Source organism: Rhodoferax ferrireducens (assembly GCF_003347515.1).
Lineage (GTDB): Bacteria > Pseudomonadota > Gammaproteobacteria > Burkholderiales > Burkholderiaceae_C > Rhodoferax.
Genome location: NZ_QEII01000232.1, coordinates 21,641 through 38,549 on the forward strand (window position 1 = coordinate 21,641; position 16,909 = coordinate 38,549).

The window sequence follows — 16,909 nt, forward strand, 5'->3', positions numbered from 1 at the left end:
TCTTCATTGCTGCGCGGCAAACCGCGCAGCGAATCCAGACCCGCCATCACGACGCGAACGCCGACCAGCAACCCCAAAGCGATCATCAGAATCAACATGATTTCCCTTTCTTCGCACGATCGTGCGAAATTAGAACAAACAAGCACACAAAAAATCTCTCCCTGCTCCCCTCACGTAGCGACTCAAGCCTGGTAGCTTTTGATCAGGCGCTGCCAGGACGCCTGCGCACGTTCTGCCGCGCTTCGGTCGCGCAGAAAACGGGCATCGTGCAACAGCCCGATCGACAGATTGCTGATTTCGCCCACGAGCTGATCGGCATCGGTGTCCGCCTGCAGATGGCCGAGCTCGACCGCCTGCAGCACGGTGCGCCGCAGCGCGGCACGCCAGCGCGTCACTTCCTGCAGCAGGGTGTCGCGCAGCTCGCCTTCGCGGTCGTCCAGTTCAAACGCGCCCGCCGTGTAGATACAGCCCGACTTGGCTTCGACATCGCGCATGCGCACGATCCAGCGCTGCACAATCGTGTCCAGCCGCGGCAAGCCCTTGGGCTGCTGCATGGCGGGCACAAACACATCGGCCAGGAAGCGCCGGCCAAACTCTTCAATGACCGCTTTTTGCAAGGCCTCACGCGAGCCGATGCGCGAGAACACGCCGCTCTTGGACAGGCCAATGCGGTCCGCCACCGCCCGCAGCGTGATCGCCTCCAGGCCTTCTGCCGACGCGAGATCAATCCCCGCGCCGATGATGGCGGTACGGGTCATCTCGCTTTTCTGGGTCTTGGCATCCATGCGGCAATATTAGCACGATTGTGCGAAATTACAAATACGGCGTGATTTCTGGCGACACGGACGCAGTCACGCTCAGGCAATCGTTTCGACCACACCCCCATCGACCCGCAGGGCCGCGCCAGTGGTGGCCGAGGCCTGTGGCGAGGCGGCGTAGACGACCATATTGGCCACCTCTTCCACCGTCGCCGCGCGCTGAATGAGGGAGCTGGGGCGGTGCTTCATCACAAAGGCCGCCGCCGTGTCTTCCATGGACAGGCCCGAGGCCTGCTGCTCGTCCTTCAGCATGGCTTCGAGGCCATCCGACAAGGTCGGGCCGGGCAGGATGGCGTTGACGGTGACACCGGTGCCGGCAACACGCTTGGCCAGGCCGCGTGAAATCGATAGCACGGCGGTCTTGGTGAAACCGTAGTGGATCATGTCGGCCGGAATGTTCAGCGCCGACTCCGAGGACAGAAACAGGACACGACCCCACTGACGCTGCACCATGCCGGGCAGATAAGCGCGTGACAGCCGCACCCCCGACATGACATTGACTTCGAAAAAGCGCGTCCATTCGGCGTCCGGAATCTCGAAGAAGTCCTGCGGCCCGTAAACGCCGACGTTATTGACCAGGATGTCGGCCGAGGGCTCAGCCGCCAGCAAGGCCGCGCAGCCCGCGGCCGAGCCGACGTCGGCGGCTACGCCGCGGAGCTTCGCGTCGGCTACCTCCAAACGCAGCTTGGCCAGCGCAGCGTCGACGGCGGCCTCTGCGCGGCCATTCAGCACCACCGCGGCGCCGGCCTGCGCCAGGCCTTTGGCGATGGCGTAACCAATGCCGGCGGTGGAGCCGGTGACGATGGCGGTCTTGCCGGAGAGATCGATTTTCATGAGGAAGGTCCTTTTTTGATGACGATGAGAGGTGCGCGTTCAGCGCGCGAAAAGTGCGTCCAGATCGACGGCGTCGGCCATCGCCTGGTTGCCGCGATCCCCGGGATGCAGGTGGTCGCCCGAGTCGAATTCAGGCTTCAGCCGGGCCGGATGCGCCGGGTCTCTGGCCAGCGCGTCGAAGTCGATCACTGTATCGAATTCACCGCTGCGGCGTATCCAGGCGTTGATTTGCTGGCGCAGCCGGTCCTTGTCGGCATGGTAATAATTGTCCAGCGGCGTGCCGGCCAAGGCGCCCTCGAACGGCGTCAGCGTGGCGCCGACGACCTGCACGCCACGGCTATGCGCACGCGCGATCAGCTGGCGATAACCGGCAATCAGCGCGTCGGCCGACGGCCGGATGCCTTGTGGGTCGAACGCCGTGCCGGGCCAGCTGATGTCGTTGATGCCCAGGAGGACCACGACGCTCTTGACCCGAGGCTGACTCAACACGTCCCGGTCAAAGCGCGCCAATGCATTGACTCCCATACGGTCGCCGAGCAGGCGGGCACCCGAGATGCCGGCGTTGAGCACCGCCACGTTTTTAGGCGCCAGGCGGGCCGCCAGGAAGTCGGGCCAGCGCGTATTGGCGTCGACGGTTGCACCGTTGCCGTCGGTGGTCGAGTCGCCGAGCACCACCACGGTCTTGGCAGGGGTTGGGGTTTCAACCTGGATGCCGCTCAGGAAGATGCGGGCGCCGGTGCTGTTGTCGGTCTGGAGGCGCGGGGCCGCAACCTGATTGCCCGGCACCAGGTAAGCGGTCTGGCGACCATCCCAATGGAAGGTGCTGGCCTGTGTCTGGTCCGGCAGGAAAAGGCTGACCGCCACGCTGGCCAGGGGCGTGACCGCCAGATCGACCGGATCGCTGACCAGCGGCGCGCCCGGCGGCACGATGGCCGAAGTTTTGCCGCCGAAGGTGATCGGCCGATCCGTGCCGGGCTTGGTGGCCGACCCTGTGCCGGCCAGCGCGACATGCGCCGCGCCGATGCGCAGCGGCTGCTTGCCGTACTCGTTGGAGAAGACGATGCGGATGCGCTGGCCGCCCAGGCTGATGCGGGCGACTTGGCGCAGGGTCTGGTTCTGCAGCGTGGCCGGGATGTTGGTGGGGAAGGCGAAGTCCGGCCCCCAGGTCGGTTGCGGGCTGGCGGCCCAGGAACCGATCCAGGCGCTGGCCTCGGCCGCGTTCACACCTGCCGGCACGGCCAGCGAGGCCGCCAGCGCGACGGCCATGAAGCGATGGCGCCAGGCCAGGCGGTGATCAACGGAGCGGGTAACAGGCTTGCTTGTCATAAGGATTCCTTTTCTTTGGTTAATTGGTTTCAGCGAGCACTTGGCCCTGACCAGGATGGCGCGGCCCCGGTTCCAGCCGGAGGGCCAGCAAGGCCACAGCGAAAGCCCCAAGCGGCAGCAGCGCCGCCACCCAGGTGATGGCGCCGAGACCGGGGCCATACGCGATGACGATGCCGCCCAGCCAGGCGCCAAGGGCATTGCCCAGGTTGAAAGCGGCAATGTTGAAACTCGAGGCCAGGCTCTGGCCCGCGCCCTGCGCCTTGTCCAGCACCCACATCTGCAGCGGTGCCACGGTGGCGAAGGCGGCGGCGCCCAGCAGGCCGACAAAGATGACGGCCAACACCCGGCTGTGCAGCGCCAACGTCATCAGCCCGAGCACAGCCGCCAGCACGATCAGGCTGCCGAGCACGGTCGGCACCAGATGGCGATCGGCCAGCCGGCCGCCCAGCAGATTGCCCCCGACCAGACCCCCTCCAAACACCAGCAGGATCGGCGACACCGCCGCCGCCTCAAAGCCAACCCGCTGCGTCAACAAGGGGGCGATATAGGTGAAGACCGCGAAGACACCGGCATAACCCAGCACGGTCGTCAGCAGGCCGAGCAGCACCGGGCGGCGCGCCATGGCGGCCAGATCGGCACGCCAGTCAGCGGCTTGCGGTGCCGTCGGGTCGCGCGGTACAAAGTAGCCGATGACGACGAGCGCGACCAGGCCGATGCCGGCCACCGCCCAGAAGGTGGTGCGCCAGCCAAACGCCTGGCCCAGCCAAGTGCCAAAGGGCACGCCCAGGATGTTGGCCACCGTCAGGCCGGTGAACATCAGGGCAATGGCGGAGGCACGCTTGTGCGGCGCCACCAGGCCGGTGGCGACTACGGAGCCGACGCCGAAGAAGGTGCCGTGGGCCAACGCGGTCAGCACCCGGGCCGCCATCAGGAGACCATAGCCAGGCGCCAGGGCGCAGGCGGCGTTGCCCAGTGTGAAGATCACCATCAGGCCCAGCAGCACCGACTTGCGCGACCAGCGCCCGGTCATCGCCGTCAGCAGCGGAGCCCCGACGACGACCCCCAGCGCGTAGCCGGAGATCAGCCAGCCGGCCGCCTGGATCGAGACGCCAAACTCGGCGCCCACCTCCAGCAGCAAGCCCATGATGACAAACTCGGTGACCCCGATGCCGAAGGCACCGGCGGTGAGAGCGTAAAGCGCAATTGGCATGTGTCCATCTCCTGTGAATTCAAATACGATTGGTAAATTGATTGTGAATTCAAAACAATTAATGCGATAGACTGGCCAGTGGCACAACACTTGTGAGTTCACTTCAATATGGCGCGTCTGGAAGTCAATCGATCGGGCGAAATGGAGGTCTTTGTCCGCGTGGTCGAGCTCGGCGGCTTCTCCGCCGCCGCGCGCGCCTTCGGCATGACGCCGTCGGCAGTCAGCAAGCTGGTCGGCCGGCTCGAGAGCCGGCTGGCGGTACGGCTGCTCAATCGTTCGACCCGGCAGGTTCAGCTCACCCCCGAGGGCTGTGTGTTTTACGAGCGCAGCGTCAAGGTGCTGGCCGACCTGGAAGAAGCGGAGCGCGGCGCCGCCACCAACGATGCGCCGCGGGGCCGTCTGAGCGTGAACGCCAACGTGGCGTTTGGCGAACACATCCTGCTGCCGCTGGTGCCCGAGTTCCTGGCCCGGCATCCCGACATCACGCTCGACATCGTGCTGACCGACGAGGTGATCGACCTGCTCGGATTGCGCACGGACGTGGCGGTGCGCGCCGGCCCGCTGAAGAGTTCGACGCTGCTGGCACGCAAGCTGGGCGAAACACGCATGCTCATCGTGGCGGCGCCCGCCTACCTGGCGCGCCACGGCGTGCCCAGCCAGGCCTCCGACTTGGCCTTGCACAACCGGCTGGGCTTCAACTATGCGCGGGCCATGGAGGGCTGGCCGCTGCTTGAGAACGGCCACACCCTTTACGTGGCGACCAACGGCAATGCCCAGGTCAGCGATGGCGAAGCCCTGCGGCGCCTGGTGCTGGCCGGGCTCGGGCTGGCGCGGCTGGCGGCGTTTCAGGTCAAAGACGACCTGGCGGCCGGACGCCTCAAGACCGTGCTGGAAGACTGCAATCCGGGCGATGCCGAGAAAGTCCATGCGGTCTTCCTCGGACAAGGCGGCTACCTGCCGTCGCGCGTGCGCGCCCTGCTCGACTTTCTGGTGGAGAAAGTCCGTCTTTGAACACACGGCGAATGCCGGACAATTGCGCTCCCGCTGTGGCAGCCTCTTAACTGCTGCCTGACGAACTTACCGAGAAAATTTCCATGGATTTCAAACCCCTCGTCACCTTGCTGGCCATCGTCAACCCGCTGGCCATCGTGCCGTTTTTTATTCACTACACGCAGGATTTCAGCAGCGCCCAGCGCCGGCGCACGATCTGGATTTCCTCGTTCAGCGCCTTTGTCGTGATCGCCACCTGCGCCGTGATGGGTTTGCACATCCTGGAGTTTTTCGGCATCTCGCTGGCCAGTTTTCAGGTCGGCGGCGGCATGCTGCTGCTGACCTCGGCGCTGGCCATGCTCAACGCCCAGCCGGCGGAGGCCAAATCCAACGAGGAAGAATTGCATGAGGCATCGGCCCGCGCCAGCATTGCAGTCGTGCCGCTCACCATTCCCCTGCTGACCGGCCCGGCCACCATGTCGACGGTGGTGATTTATGCCGAAAAGGCCAATACCGTCTGGCAGCTGGGCACCCTGGTCGCCTACGGCGTGGTCATCGCCCTGGTCACCGCCCTGTGTTTTTCCCTGGCCCAGCCGATCGCGCGTGGCCTGGGTAAAACCGGCATCAACGTCATGACCCGGCTGATGGGACTGATTCTGGCGGCGCTGGCGGTCGAGGTGATGTCGGATGGGTTGATCAAACTGTTCCCGATTCTGGGGAAGTAAACGTCCGCCTGGCGGCCACCAGACGCATGACTGCTAGGGCCGGGTACGGTTCTCCGCAAAGCGCTGCTCCATCTCACGTCGCATCTGCTTGCGGACTTCGGCAGCGGCGTGACGCCGATGCTCATCGACGGTGTCCGGCTGCAAAGGCAGCACCGGCACGGGTTTTCTGTCCTCGTCCACCGCCACCATCGTGAAGAAGCAGCTGTTGACGTGACGCACCACGCGGGAGCGTATGTCCTCGGCAATCACCTTGATGCCGATCTCCATCGACGACGTGCCGGTGTGGTTCACCGACGCGAGAAAGGTCACCAGCTCGCCCACATGAATGGGCTGCCGGAACATGACCTGGTCAACGGTCAACGTCACCACGTAGCGCCCCGCATAGCGGCTCGCGCAGGCATAGGCGACTTGGTCGAGCAGCTTGAGGATGGTGCCGCCGTGCACATTGCCTGAAAAATTAGCCGTGTCGGGGGTCATCAAGACCGTCATCGAAAGTTGGTGCGCTGGCAGATTCATCAAAAAGACCTCATGAAAAGAGAAGAACCGCTTGCAGTCTCGGTTCTCGGTCAGGACAAAATTTCTTCAGGCCAGGGTGTATGCCGTTTTGACCATCGTGTAAAACTCGGCCGCGTACCGACCCTGCTCGCGCGGGCCGTAACTCGAACCCTTGCGGCCGCCAAATGGCACATGGTAGTCAACACCGGCGGTGGGCAAGTTCACCATCACCATGCCGGCCTGCGCATGGCGTTTGAAATGCGTGGCGTATTTTAGCGAGGTGGTGGCAATGCCGGCGGACAAGCCAAAGGGTGTGTCGTTTGCCACCGCCAGGGCTTGCTCGTAGTCCTTCACGCGAATCACACTGGCCACCGGACCAAATATCTCTTCCCGGTTGATGCGCATCGCGGGCGTGCTGTCCACGAACAGCGCAGGCGCCATGAAATAGCCGTCCGTGGCGCGGCTGAGCCGCTCGCCGCCGATGAGCAGGCTGGCGCCTTCGGCCTGGCCTATCTCCACGTAGGAGAGGTCTTGCTCCAGCTGCGCCTGCGACACCACCGGGCCGATGTCGATGCCGGCCTGGCAAGCGTCGCCGACCTGAATGGCGGCCATGCGGCGCTGCATGGCGGCGATGAACTCGGGGTAGATACGATCCGTCACGATCAGGCGGCTCGACGCGGTGCAGCGTTGGCCGGTGGCGTAGAAACAGCTTTGCACGCTCAGCTCCACCGCCTGCGCCAGGTCCGCGTCGTCCAGGATGACTTGCGGATTCTTGCCGCCCATCTCAAGCTGCACCTTCTTGAGGTTTTGTGCGCAGGTCTGGGCAATGCGGCGGCCCACGCCGACCGAGCCGGTGAAGCTGATGGCATCGACACCGGGATGGTTGACCAGCGCCTCGCCAGTCACCCGGCCCGGCCCCATCACCAGATTGAACACGCCGGCCGGAATGCCGGAGCGGCTGATGATCTCGGCCAGGGCCCAGGCGCTGCCGGGCACCAGATCGGCCGGTTTCAGCACCACGCAGTTGCCAAAGGCCAGCGCCGGTGCAATCTTCCAGGCCGGAATCGCGATCGGGAAGTTCCAGGGCGTGATCAAGCCGACCACGCCGACCGGTTCACGGGTAATTTCCACCCCGATATTCGGGCGCACCGAGGGCAGGGTTTCACCCGCCAGCCGCAGGCACTCGCCGGCGAAGAACTTGAAAATCTGGCCGGCGCGGGTGACTTCGCCCATGCCTTCGGGTTGGGTCTTGCCTTCCTCGCGCGCCAGCAAGGTGCCGAGTTCTTCCTTGCGGGCCAGGATCTCGCTGCCGATTTTGTCCAGGGCATCGGACCGGGCCTGGATGCTGCCGTTACGCCAGGCGGGGAACGCCGCCTGCGCGGCCTGCACGGCGAGGTCGAGCTGAGCGGCATCGGCCTGGGTGTAGTGGCCAACGATGTCGGCCAGGTTGCTCGGGTTGTGGTTGGGGCTTTGGCTGTTGCCGGCGATCCATTCGCCGTTGATGAGGTTGTTGAAAGTGTTCATGAATTCAAAGGTTTGATTGAAGTGTCGGGAATGTCAATGCGGTAGAAGCGCAGGGCGTTGTCGCACATCACCGCGCGCTGTTGCGCCGGGCTCAAGCCATCGAGCATGCGCAGCAGGCTGTCGACCAGTTCCGGGTAGCCGATGCGCAAGCCCGCGACGGGGAAGTTGCTGGCGAATAGGCAGCGCTGCCAGCCGAAGATGGCCAACGTGTCGCGCACGATGCGGGCGTTGGCCTGCCCGTCCCAAGGCTGGTCGCGTAGGCCGAATTCGGACAGTTTCACGTGCACATTGGGCTGGCGTGCCAGCACCGCCATGGCGTCGCGCCAGCGCTTCAGGCCGTCCTCGCTGCGGTCCCAGGCAAAACCGTGGTGGTTGAGAACAATCGGCAACTTGGGAAACTGCGCCGCCACCTCCGCCGCTTCGGCCAGATGCCAATAGGGCACACGCAGATCCCAGCTCAAGCCCAGTTTGGGCAAGAGGGACAGGCCGCGCAGCCAGGTCTCATCCTGCATCGTGCCGCGCTGGCCGCGCACCGACTCGGTCGGCGACGCCGCCGTCACCGGCTTGCTGCGAATGCCCCGTACCAGCGGGTAGCGCAGGTGCTCCAGCAAGCGCTCGCCGGTTTCGGGGCGGTCCAGCCAGGCATGCGCCACCACCGCGTTGGGGATGCCGTGCCGCGCCTGCATCTGGTGCAGCCAGGCGGTCTCGGCCACTTGCTCGCTGCGGTCGCGCTCGGCCTCCACATGCACCGTGGCCACGACGCGGCAGCCGTGGCTGGCCGCGCGGTAATCCGAGGGCAGGAAGTTGCGGCACAAGGGCTGGTAGTCGCCCAGGAAGAACGCCTGCGGGTCGTAGTCCTCCTGCAGCCAGGGGTAGTGACCTTTCGACAAATCCCACAAGTGGTGGTGGGCATCGACGATCGGCATCGCATCCATCAATGCTGCCAGACGTAGGACGAGTCGGGTTCGCGCAAGGTCTTGATGGTCTGCTCGAACTCGAAGCTATCGAGGTTGAGGCGGCGCACGGTCTCGTCCTGGAACGAGATGTAGACCGCGCGGTCCACCGGGTGAAAGGACAGCGCCAGCGGATTGCTCGGCAGCGCGAAGTAACGCTGCTCCTCCAGGTCGGTACCAAAAATGGAGATCGACTGCTCGCCGGAATTGGTGGTCAACAGCAAGTCCTGCCCCTGCGCGCCGCGAAAGCGGTAGACCCGGTTCGGGTCTCGCCGGGTCTTGCCGCGCGCCACCACCCGCATGGTCGCGGTGTCCACCGCCACGATGGTGTCGTCGCCACGATTGGCCACGTACAGCAGCGACTCGTCGGCGGACAAGACATTGCCCTCGGGCACCGGCCCCGGCATCATCGCCACCGGCGTGAAGGTCGGGTCGTTAGGCTTGATCTTGGTGACGGTGTTGGACAGCAGGTTGAGCGCATACGCAGTCTGCGCGTCCCGGGTCAACGCGAACAAATGGGTCTTGTAGCCACCCGAGGCCACGGCCAGGTCCGGCACATGGCGGTTCACCGGGTCCGAGAAACGCAGCAAGGTGTTGTGCGCCTCGGACATGACGAACAGGCGGCCCTCGGCGTCCACCGTCAGCCCATGCGGGCGGTAAAACGGCCAGAGGTTGAGCGTGGCCACATGCTCGCGACGGTCCAGGTCGATCACGAACACCGAGTGGCCGCCGACATCGCCCAGGTGGCTGGCGGTCTCGATGCCGTAATGTCCCACATAGGCCCGACGCCGCACCGGATCGACCGTGAACTCATGCGGAAAATTGGGCAGCACGATGTGCTTTTCCGTCTGGCCGCTGGCCAGATCGTAAAAGCTGAAGGTGTGGGCGCATTTTTGCACCAGGAGTAATGTTTCTTTGGGTGTGCTCATTTTTTATCGGGTAACAGTGGCTGTGGTGGGGTTGACTGGTTTGGTCGGGCCTGAGAGGCGGTTGGAGAAATAGCGTGAGCTTTGGGTGATGGCCAGCACGCGGAAGGGCCGTGATTCGATATTTTCAAACACCTCCATGCGCTTGCTGCGCAGATCGGCAATCATGCTTGCTTCGGTCTTGGCGTTCATGCTGCGCTGGAAGTCCCGGCCAGCGACTGCTGCGTCCAGCAGGGCTTTCTGGTGGGCGGGCGATAGCGCGTTAAATCGTTTGGCGTTGATGGCCACCATCAGGGCGGTGTAGGCGTGCCGGGTGATGGTCACGTATTTCTGTACCTCGTACAGTTTTTCGCTGTAGGTAATCGACAGCGGGTGGTCCTGTGCATCCAGTTTGTCAGCCTTGATGGCCTCATACAACTCGCCTAGCGGCATGCTGATGGTGTGTGCGCCCAGTGCCCTGAAATATTCGGCCTGTGTGGCGTTGCCCACACGCAGGCGCAGGCCCTTGAAGTCTGCCGGGGTTTTGACGAAACCCTTATTGCTGGTGATGATGCGAAAACCTACCTCCCAGAACGACAGGCCCCGGATGCCGGCCGCCAAAGTCTCATTGAGCAGCGGTCTGCCGAAATAGGGGGAGTCGAGCTCATGCCAGGCCTCCTTCGGTGTTTGGAAAGAGTAGGGCAAGTCAATTTCGGCCAGCCGGGGCGCCAGTGACACAAAGTTACCGCTGCCGGCCATGGTCATGTCCAGCGTGCCGGCCTTGACGTCGGCAATCGACTTGGCGTCATTGCCCAGCTCGCTGTTGGGAAAAACGTCGATGCGCAATGTGCCCTGGCTCAGTTCGCTTGCGGTTTCGGCCATTCTCAGAGCCGCCAGGTGCTGGCTGGAGGTGGTCGAGCCGACATGTGACAGGCGCAGCACCACGGTTGAGGCGACGGCTGCCGGTTTGCTGGTCGTCTGGGCATGGCTGACAACAAGGCTTGTGACCAGGGTTATGCCCATGATGAGTTCGTAAAGATGTTTCATCTGTGACCTCGTTGCTTGTTTTGCTGTGCTTGCCTTCTGGCCGACCTGATGCGGTGTACAAGGCCGGGCGAAGCCGCCGGATTTACCGGAACCAGCCCGCGGGCACCATGACCAGCTGCGGGAATAGCACAAACAGGAACAACAGGATGGTTTGCGCTAGCAAAAACGGCCAGACCCCCCTTATCACACTGTCCAGGCTGGTCTTGGCCACGCCGGCGGCGACATTGAGCACGGTGCCTACCGGCGGTGTCAGCAAGCCGATGGCGTTGTTCATAATGAACATCACGCCAAAGTAAACCGGGTCGATGCCCGCCTGCTTGACGATGGGCATCATGATGGGCGTGAGGATCAGCACCGTGGGCATCAGGTCCAAAGCAGTGCCGACGACGATGACCACGAGCATCATCACGAACATCAGCAAGATCTTGTTGTCCATGAACGGTTGCAACAGGTCGGCCACTTGCGCCGGAATGCTGGCAATCGTGATGAGGTAGGCCGACACCATGGCGGTCGCCACCAAAAACATGATGGTGCTGGAGGTCTTGGCGGCGGCCAGCATCAGCGCGGGCAAATCCGGCAGACGCAGGCCGCGGTAGATGAACAGGCCGACCACCAGCGAATACATCACCGAAACCACGGCTGCTTCGGTCGGCGTGAACACGCCGAACTTCATGCCGCCGATGATCACGATCGGCAGAATCAGCGCCCAGACGCCGTCCAGCAGCGCCTTCAGCAAGCGCTCAAGCTCGAACTTTTGCGTGATGACGGGGGCTTCTTTTTTGGCGATCATCCACCAGGTCAGTCCCAGCGCCATGCCCATCATCAGCCCGGGGAATATGCCCGCCAAAAACAGCTTGGTGACCGAGACTTGCGCCGCGACGCCAAACACCACGAAGGCAATCGAAGGCGGAATAATGGGCGCGATGATGCCGCCGGCGGCGATCAGCCCGGCCGAGCGGGCCACGTTGTAGCCGGCCTTGCGCATCATCGGCATCATCATGGCCGCGACCGCCGCCGTGTCGGCCACCGCAGAGCCGGAAATGCTGGCGATGATCAATGCGGTAATGATGGCCGCATAGCCCAGGCCACCGCGAACATGGCCGACCATGGCTTCAGCCACCCGCACGATGCGGCCCGACAGACCGCCCGCATTCATCAGCTCGCCCGCCAGCATGAAAAACGGCACCGCCATCAGCGGGTAGTTGTTGACGCCTTCGAGTAGGTTCTGCGCAAGAATCTGCGTGTCGAAGCTGTCCATGTGCACCATCAGGGCCACGCCGCAGGATAACAAGGCAAAGGCAATCGGCATGCCCAGTGCCATGAACCCCAGCAGGGAGAGCATAAAAATAGTAATCGTCATGATGGCTCTTTGTTTAATCGACTTCGCTGCCGGCGTTCGGCACCAACTCTTCGCGCGGCATGCGCCCCGTGAGCTGGCGCCACAGCGAGTAGGCCAACACACCGGCCATGCCCACGCTGCTGATCAACAGGCACGAGTAGACCAGCCCCAGCGGAAGTCCCGCCACCGGCGAGCGGTCGTCCATGCCCAGCACCACCTGCTTCCACGTGCCATGCGCCAGCAAGCCGCAGCACAGCATGGCGATCAGGTCGGCCAGGAAGCGGCACAGGCGCTGCCCCTTTTCGCCCAGCCGGGCGACTACGCTCGACATCCCCAGGTGGGCGTTGTCCTTCATCACCAGCAGCGCCCCGATCAGGGTCAGCCACATGAAGACGAAGCGGGACACTTCCTCGGAAAAGGTAATGCCGGAGTTGAAGAGATAGCGCAGGACCACGTTGCCGAAGACCAGCACGATCATCACGCCCAGGAGCGCGATGAGCAGCCAGTCGACAGCACGTGAAACAGGATTGGATTTCATGTGCTTGGACCGCGCGAACTTCTTACTTGATGGCGTCCACAGCCGTCAGCAGCTCAGGCCCGTTCTTGGCGATGAAGGATTTGCGCAAGTCATCATTCACCAGGGTCTTGAAAGGCGCCGGGTCAAAGGTTTCGATGACCTGCATGCCGTTCTTCTTGAGTTCGGCAATGATGTGCGCTTCATTTTTCTGGTTCAGGTTGCGCTGCAGCAGCTTGCCGTCGGATGCCGCGGACAGGAGCACCTTTTGCAGCTCGGGCGAGAGCGCGTCGAACTTCTGCTTGTTGAACACCACCGGCATCGCCGTGAAGGCATGGCGCGTCATGGTGAGGTGTTTTTGCACCTCGTAGAACTTGGAGGCGTAGGTGATGTCAATCGGGTGCTCCTGCGCATCCACCGCGCCGGCTTCAAGCGCCTGGTACAACTCGCCCAAGGGCATCGGAACCGGATTCGTGCCCAGCAGTTTCCAGGCTTGAACGTGGGTCGGATTCGGCGTGGTGCGGATCTTCAGGCCCTTCACATCCGCCGGTGTGCGCACGGCGCGGTTCTTGGTGGTGATGGAGCGAAAGCCGACTTCCCAGAAGGCCAGTTGTTTCAGGCCGCCGGTCTCCAGCCCTTTCATCAGCGACTGGCCGATATCGCCGTCCACGGTTTTGTAGGCATGGGGCTGGTCGCGGAACAGGAAGGGGATGTCCAGCACGTCCAGGCGCGGCACCAGGCCGGCAAAGTTGCCGCTGCCGGCCATCATCATTTCGATGGTGCCGCCGCGCACCGCGCCAATCACGGTGGAATCATTGCCGAGCTGACTGCCGGGAAAAACCTGCACTTCGAGTTTGCCGCCGCTGCGCTCCTTGACCAGCTTGGCGAATTCGAGCGCGGCCTGGTGCTGCGATGTCGCTTCCGGCCCGGCATGGGCGAAGCGGATTTTGGTGACCTGCGCGTTAGCGCTCAAGCCGGCAACGAGCAAGGCGGTGGACAGTGCGAGTTTGAGGAAGTTGCGGTGTTTCATGGTTTTGTCTCCTAGGAATAAAAATTATTTAAGTTGCAATGAACGAACTACTTGTTCCAACGCAGCACCAGCGGGTCGAGTCGCCGGGCTGTCTCGATCAAGCCTTTTCGCACCTCGGGGTGCAGGGTTGGAAAGGGGTGACGCGGCGCTTCGCAGGCGATGACGCCACCCTCTTTCATCAGGGCTTTGGCCGTCAGGATGCCACCCTGGCGGTTCTCGTAATTGATGAGCGGCAGCCATTGGGTGTAGGCCGCAATCGCGTCCTCACGGCGTCCGGCCAGGTAGGCGTCGACGATGGTGCGAATGCCATCGGGGTAGGCGCCACCGGTCATGGCGCCGGTGGCGCCGGCGTCCAGGTCGGGCAACAGGGTGATGGCTTCCTCGCCATCCCACGGGCCTTCGATCGCGTCGCCGCCCAAACGGATGAGCTCGCGCAGCTTGCTGGCGGCGCCGGCCGTTTCGATCTTGAAGTAGGCGACGTGCTCGATTTCTTTCGCCATGCGCGCCAGGAAGGCCGCCGACAGCACCGTGCCACTGGCGGGCGCGTCCTGCACCATGATGGGAATGTTCAAGCCATCCGACATCCGGGCATAGAACTCATAAATCAGCGGCTCGGGCACGCGGAAGGTGGCGCCGTGGTAGGGCGGCATCACCATCACCATGGCGGCGCCCATGTCCTGCGCCCGGCGACTGCGCTCGGCGCAGACTTGCGTGCCAAAGTGCGTGGTGGTGACGATCACCGGCACGCGACCCTTGACATGTTCCAGGATGGCTCGGGTCAGCACCTCGCGTTCATCATCGGCCAGCAAAAACTGCTCGGAAAAGTTCGCCAGGATGCACAGACCGGTGGAGCCGGCATCGATCATGAAATCGACGCAGCGCAACTGGCTCGGCAAGTCCAGCGCACCCGCCTCCGTGAAGGTGGTGGGAACGACCGGGAAGACGCCGCGGTAGGGACGTAATGCAGCCATGGTCTTCACTCGATGATGTTGAACTGGTCGAGGAACTCGGTCTTGAGCGTCAGGCCCAGACCCGGCTTGTTGTCCTCGAGCTGCACAAAGCCGTTCTCGGCCACGGGCTCGCCATCGAAGATGTAATAGAACAGCTCGTTGCCGACTTCCACGTCGTGCATCGGGAAGTACTCGCTCATGGGCGAGGCCAGCGTGCTCATGGTCAGGTGGTAGTTGTGCATCTGGCCGGCGTGCGGAATCACCGGCACGCTGTAGGCCTCGCACAGCGCATTGATCTTGTGCGCGGCCGTGATGCCGCCGACGCGGTTGGTGTCGTACTGCACCACGCTCACGGCTTTTTTGTCCAGCAACTGTTTAAAGCCATAGAGGCTGAATTCATGCTCGCCGCCCGAGATCGGGATGCTGGTGAGCTGGTTCAGTTCGGCGTAGCCGTCGATGTCGTCGGCAATCACCGGCTCTTCGAGCCAGCGCGGCTCGAACTTCTCCAGCTTGGGCAGCATGCGCTTGGCGTACTCCAGGTTCCAGCCCATGTAGCACTCCAGCATCAGGTCGTTGTCGTAACCAATGACTTCGCGAATGGCTTCGACCGCTTTCAGGTTTTCAGCCACGCCTTTTTGCAGGTGCGCCGGGCCGTAGCCGAAGCGGGTCTTGAACGCGGTGAAGCCCTGGTCGAGAAACTTCTGGGCCTCGAGCTGCATTTCCTTGATGTCGGTGCGGTAGAGCTTGGAGTAGTAGCAGGGAATTTTTTCCTTGGTGCGCCCGCCCAGCAGCTTGAACACCGGCTTGTTGACCGACTTGCCCAGGATGTCCCAGATCGCCAGGTCAATCGCCGAGATCGCGGCCATGGTCACACCCTTGCGGCCCCAGGCGTGCGTGGCGCGGTACATGCGCTGCCACAGGTATTCGTAGTCCCACGGGTCCTGGCCCAGCACCAGCGGCGTGAGGTACTGGTCGATGATGGCTTTGGCGATGGCCGGTGCCAGCGCCACATTGCCCAGGCCGATGATGCCGTCATCGGTTTCGATCTCCACCACCGTCCAGGAGTGGAAGCGGAAGGTGCTCATGGATTCGGTTTTGGAGTACACCAAGTCCATGGCGTTGGAGCAGAAGTTGCCTTGGGGTGGAACGGTCTTGCCTTTCCACTCGAACACGCGGGCGCGTACGGATTTGATTTTCATATTGAAGTTCAGGAGTTAGGAGTTGGAGGTTTGCAAACGCGCCGCACCCATGCGGCACGCAATTCGGAAGGCGTTGAGAGTGGCGTTCACATCGGCCACACCCTGGCCGGCAATGTCAAACGCCGTGCCATGCGCGGGCGTGGTGATGGGCACCGGCAAGCCACCCTGCACCGTGACACCCTTGCTGAAACCAAGCAGCTTGATGGCGATCTGGCCCTGGTCGTGGTACATGGTGACGATGGCCTGGTACTGGCCGTCAACAGCCTTCAGGAAAATCGTGTCAGCAGGAAACGGACCATCAACCGGGATGCCACTGGCGCGCAGCTCGCGCACCGCCGGCTCGATGATGTCGATTTCTTCTCGTCCGCAGACGCCGCCGTCGCCGCCGTGCGGATTGAAGGCCGCCACCGCGACTTTGGGCTGCGCCGTGCCGCTGGCCTGCAGGGACAGGTAGATCAGCCGGGTCGCCTCCACGATGCGTTGCTGGCTCAGAACGGCGGCCGCGTCCTTGAGCGGAATGTGCGAGGACACGCGCGAGGTCCACAAGTCGCCCAGCGTGTTGAACTCGCAAAAGTAACCGGTGACGCCCAGGTACTCGGCAAAGTGGTGCAACTCGTCTTCGTGCTGGAGGCCACCCAGCTTCATCGCCTGCTTGTTCAGCGGCGCAAAGCAGATGGCATCGACCTCGCCGCGCTTGGCACCATCCATGCACAGATTGAGCACCTGCAACACCGACGCGCCACACGCGGCCAGCGCCTGGCTGCGCTGCACCTGTTCCGGGCGAATCGTGTCCACCGCCAGAAAAGCCGGCAGCGTCTGGTCAGGGCGCGCACGCACCTCGGCCAGGCTGGCCACGGCTTGCGTGGCCACCGTGAGCCCGGCCGTTTTTTGGCCCTCTTGCCAGAGCCAGGGGTCGCCCACCAGCACGATGTTGGCGCCGGTCGTGATGTGGGGCTGGCTCAAGAGTTTGGCGATCAGCTCCGGGCCGATGCCTGCGGCATCGCCCAGGGTCAGCGCCACGACGGGCATGTTTTGGGTACTCATGGTTTG

The 16,909-nt window shown here is 63.3% G+C and carries 17 protein-coding genes; 2 read left to right on the top strand and 15 right to left on the bottom strand.

What is annotated here, in order from left to right; genetic code table 11:
- Positions 1-182: 182 nt before the first annotated feature.
- From C5P05_RS04510 to C5P05_RS04525, 4 genes are all read right to left on the bottom strand, one after another.
- Positions 183-785 (bottom strand): TetR/AcrR family transcriptional regulator, encoded by a 603-nt coding sequence (locus C5P05_RS04510; protein ID WP_114968664.1) that lies wholly within the window; start codon positions 783-785, stop codon positions 183-185.
- Between the two features lie 72 nt (positions 786-857).
- Positions 858-1,652 carry an SDR family NAD(P)-dependent oxidoreductase gene (locus C5P05_RS04515; RefSeq protein WP_114968665.1) on the bottom strand — a complete coding sequence of 265 codons (795 nt, stop codon included), beginning with the start codon at positions 1,650-1,652 and terminating at the stop codon, positions 858-860.
- Positions 1,653-1,691: 39 nt separating this feature from the next.
- Positions 1,692-2,918 (bottom strand): SGNH/GDSL hydrolase family protein, encoded by a 1,227-nt coding sequence (locus tag C5P05_RS04520; RefSeq protein WP_114968697.1) that lies wholly within the window; start codon positions 2,916-2,918, stop codon positions 1,692-1,694.
- 79 nt (positions 2,919-2,997) lie between these two features.
- The gene (locus C5P05_RS04525; protein ID WP_114968666.1) at positions 2,998-4,188 is read right to left on the bottom strand and encodes an MFS transporter; all 1,191 of its coding nucleotides are present in this window, start codon (positions 4,186-4,188) and stop codon (positions 2,998-3,000) included.
- Between the two features lie 108 nt (positions 4,189-4,296).
- Between C5P05_RS04525 and C5P05_RS04530 the strand changes: the two genes are divergently transcribed.
- Both C5P05_RS04530 and C5P05_RS04535 read left to right on the top strand, forming a co-directional pair.
- A complete protein-coding gene (locus C5P05_RS04530) occupies positions 4,297-5,199 on the top strand; it encodes a LysR family transcriptional regulator (RefSeq protein ID WP_114968667.1) in 903 nt (300 codons plus the stop codon).
- Positions 5,200-5,282: 83 nt separating this feature from the next.
- Positions 5,283-5,903, top strand: a complete 621-nt coding sequence (locus C5P05_RS04535) for a MarC family protein (RefSeq protein ID WP_114968668.1) — start codon at positions 5,283-5,285, stop codon at positions 5,901-5,903.
- Between the two features lie 33 nt (positions 5,904-5,936).
- On the opposite strand, the gene C5P05_RS04540 is transcribed toward C5P05_RS04535, so the two are convergent.
- The 11 genes from C5P05_RS04540 to C5P05_RS04590 form a co-directional block, all read right to left on the bottom strand.
- Positions 5,937-6,419, bottom strand: a complete 483-nt coding sequence (locus C5P05_RS04540; RefSeq protein WP_114968669.1) for an acyl-CoA thioesterase — start codon at positions 6,417-6,419, stop codon at positions 5,937-5,939.
- Between the two features lie 66 nt (positions 6,420-6,485).
- Positions 6,486-7,922, bottom strand: a complete 1,437-nt coding sequence (locus C5P05_RS04545; protein ID WP_114968670.1) for an aldehyde dehydrogenase family protein — start codon at positions 7,920-7,922, stop codon at positions 6,486-6,488.
- On the bottom strand, positions 7,919-8,857 hold the full coding sequence (locus C5P05_RS04550; protein ID WP_114968671.1) for an amidohydrolase family protein: 939 nt from the start codon (positions 8,855-8,857) through the stop codon (positions 7,919-7,921). The genes C5P05_RS04545 and C5P05_RS04550 overlap by 4 nt, the downstream gene beginning before the upstream one ends.
- Positions 8,857-9,804 (bottom strand): YncE family protein, encoded by a 948-nt coding sequence (locus C5P05_RS04555; RefSeq protein WP_114968672.1) that lies wholly within the window; start codon positions 9,802-9,804, stop codon positions 8,857-8,859. Before C5P05_RS04555 ends, C5P05_RS04550 begins: the two co-directional genes overlap by 1 nt.
- A 3-nt stretch (positions 9,805-9,807) precedes the next feature.
- Complete coding sequence (locus C5P05_RS04560) at positions 9,808-10,827, bottom strand: DctP family TRAP transporter solute-binding subunit (RefSeq protein ID WP_114968673.1); 1,020 nt, start codon at positions 10,825-10,827, stop codon at positions 9,808-9,810.
- Positions 10,828-10,909: 82 nt separating this feature from the next.
- The gene (locus C5P05_RS04565) at positions 10,910-12,187 is read right to left on the bottom strand and encodes a TRAP transporter large permease subunit (RefSeq protein WP_114968674.1); all 1,278 of its coding nucleotides are present in this window, start codon (positions 12,185-12,187) and stop codon (positions 10,910-10,912) included.
- 13 nt (positions 12,188-12,200) lie between these two features.
- Positions 12,201-12,704: a TRAP transporter small permease gene (locus tag C5P05_RS04570; RefSeq protein ID WP_114968675.1), complete on the bottom strand. Its 504-nt coding sequence runs from the start codon at positions 12,702-12,704 to the stop codon at positions 12,201-12,203.
- Between the two features lie 22 nt (positions 12,705-12,726).
- The gene (locus C5P05_RS04575; RefSeq protein WP_114968676.1) at positions 12,727-13,710 is read right to left on the bottom strand and encodes a TRAP transporter substrate-binding protein; all 984 of its coding nucleotides are present in this window, start codon (positions 13,708-13,710) and stop codon (positions 12,727-12,729) included.
- A 47-nt stretch (positions 13,711-13,757) separates the two neighbouring features.
- A complete protein-coding gene (locus C5P05_RS04580) occupies positions 13,758-14,681 on the bottom strand; it encodes a dihydrodipicolinate synthase family protein (protein ID WP_114968698.1) in 924 nt (307 codons plus the stop codon).
- A gap of 5 nt (positions 14,682-14,686) precedes the next feature.
- On the bottom strand, positions 14,687-15,859 hold the full coding sequence (locus tag C5P05_RS04585; RefSeq protein WP_114968677.1) for an L-rhamnonate dehydratase: 1,173 nt from the start codon (positions 15,857-15,859) through the stop codon (positions 14,687-14,689).
- A gap of 15 nt (positions 15,860-15,874) precedes the next feature.
- Positions 15,875-16,903 carry a 4-hydroxythreonine-4-phosphate dehydrogenase PdxA gene (locus C5P05_RS04590; protein WP_114968678.1) on the bottom strand — a complete coding sequence of 343 codons (1,029 nt, stop codon included), beginning with the start codon at positions 16,901-16,903 and terminating at the stop codon, positions 15,875-15,877.
- Between the last annotated feature and the right edge of the window lie 6 nt (positions 16,904-16,909).

What these genes read in the sequence shown, in the direction of transcription:
- C5P05_RS04570 (WP_114968675.1), bottom strand. Translation starts at nt 12,704, where the DNA reads ATGAAATCCAATCCTGTTTCACGTGCTGTCGACTGGCTGCTCATCGCG.
- C5P05_RS04510 (WP_114968664.1), bottom strand. Translation starts at nt 785, where the DNA reads ATGGATGCCAAGACCCAGAAAAGCGAGATGACCCGTACCGCCATCATC.
- C5P05_RS04575 (WP_114968676.1), bottom strand. Translation starts at nt 13,710, where the DNA reads ATGAAACACCGCAACTTCCTCAAACTCGCACTGTCCACCGCCTTGCTC.
- C5P05_RS04515 (WP_114968665.1), bottom strand. Translation starts at nt 1,652, where the DNA reads ATGAAAATCGATCTCTCCGGCAAGACCGCCATCGTCACCGGCTCCACC.
- C5P05_RS04530 (WP_114968667.1), top strand. Translation starts at nt 4,297, where the DNA reads ATGGCGCGTCTGGAAGTCAATCGATCGGGCGAAATGGAGGTCTTTGTC.
- C5P05_RS04555 (WP_114968672.1), bottom strand. Translation starts at nt 9,804, where the DNA reads ATGAGCACACCCAAAGAAACATTACTCCTGGTGCAAAAATGCGCCCAC.
- C5P05_RS04580 (WP_114968698.1), bottom strand. Translation starts at nt 14,681, where the DNA reads ATGGCTGCATTACGTCCCTACCGCGGCGTCTTCCCGGTCGTTCCCACC.
- C5P05_RS04590 (WP_114968678.1), bottom strand. Translation starts at nt 16,903, where the DNA reads ATGAGTACCCAAAACATGCCCGTCGTGGCGCTGACCCTGGGCGATGCC.
- C5P05_RS04545 (WP_114968670.1), bottom strand. Translation starts at nt 7,922, where the DNA reads ATGAACACTTTCAACAACCTCATCAACGGCGAATGGATCGCCGGCAAC.
- C5P05_RS04585 (WP_114968677.1), bottom strand. Translation starts at nt 15,859, where the DNA reads ATGAAAATCAAATCCGTACGCGCCCGCGTGTTCGAGTGGAAAGGCAAG.
- C5P05_RS04520 (WP_114968697.1), bottom strand. Translation starts at nt 2,918, where the DNA reads ATGGCCGTCGCGCTGGCGGCCTCGCTGGCCGTGCCGGCAGGTGTGAAC.
- C5P05_RS04525 (WP_114968666.1), bottom strand. Translation starts at nt 4,188, where the DNA reads ATGCCAATTGCGCTTTACGCTCTCACCGCCGGTGCCTTCGGCATCGGG.
- C5P05_RS04550 (WP_114968671.1), bottom strand. Translation starts at nt 8,857, where the DNA reads ATGGATGCGATGCCGATCGTCGATGCCCACCACCACTTGTGGGATTTG.
- C5P05_RS04565 (WP_114968674.1), bottom strand. Translation starts at nt 12,187, where the DNA reads ATGACGATTACTATTTTTATGCTCTCCCTGCTGGGGTTCATGGCACTG.
- C5P05_RS04540 (WP_114968669.1), bottom strand. Translation starts at nt 6,419, where the DNA reads ATGAATCTGCCAGCGCACCAACTTTCGATGACGGTCTTGATGACCCCC.
- C5P05_RS04560 (WP_114968673.1), bottom strand. Translation starts at nt 10,827, where the DNA reads ATGAAACATCTTTACGAACTCATCATGGGCATAACCCTGGTCACAAGC.
- C5P05_RS04535 (WP_114968668.1), top strand. Translation starts at nt 5,283, where the DNA reads ATGGATTTCAAACCCCTCGTCACCTTGCTGGCCATCGTCAACCCGCTG.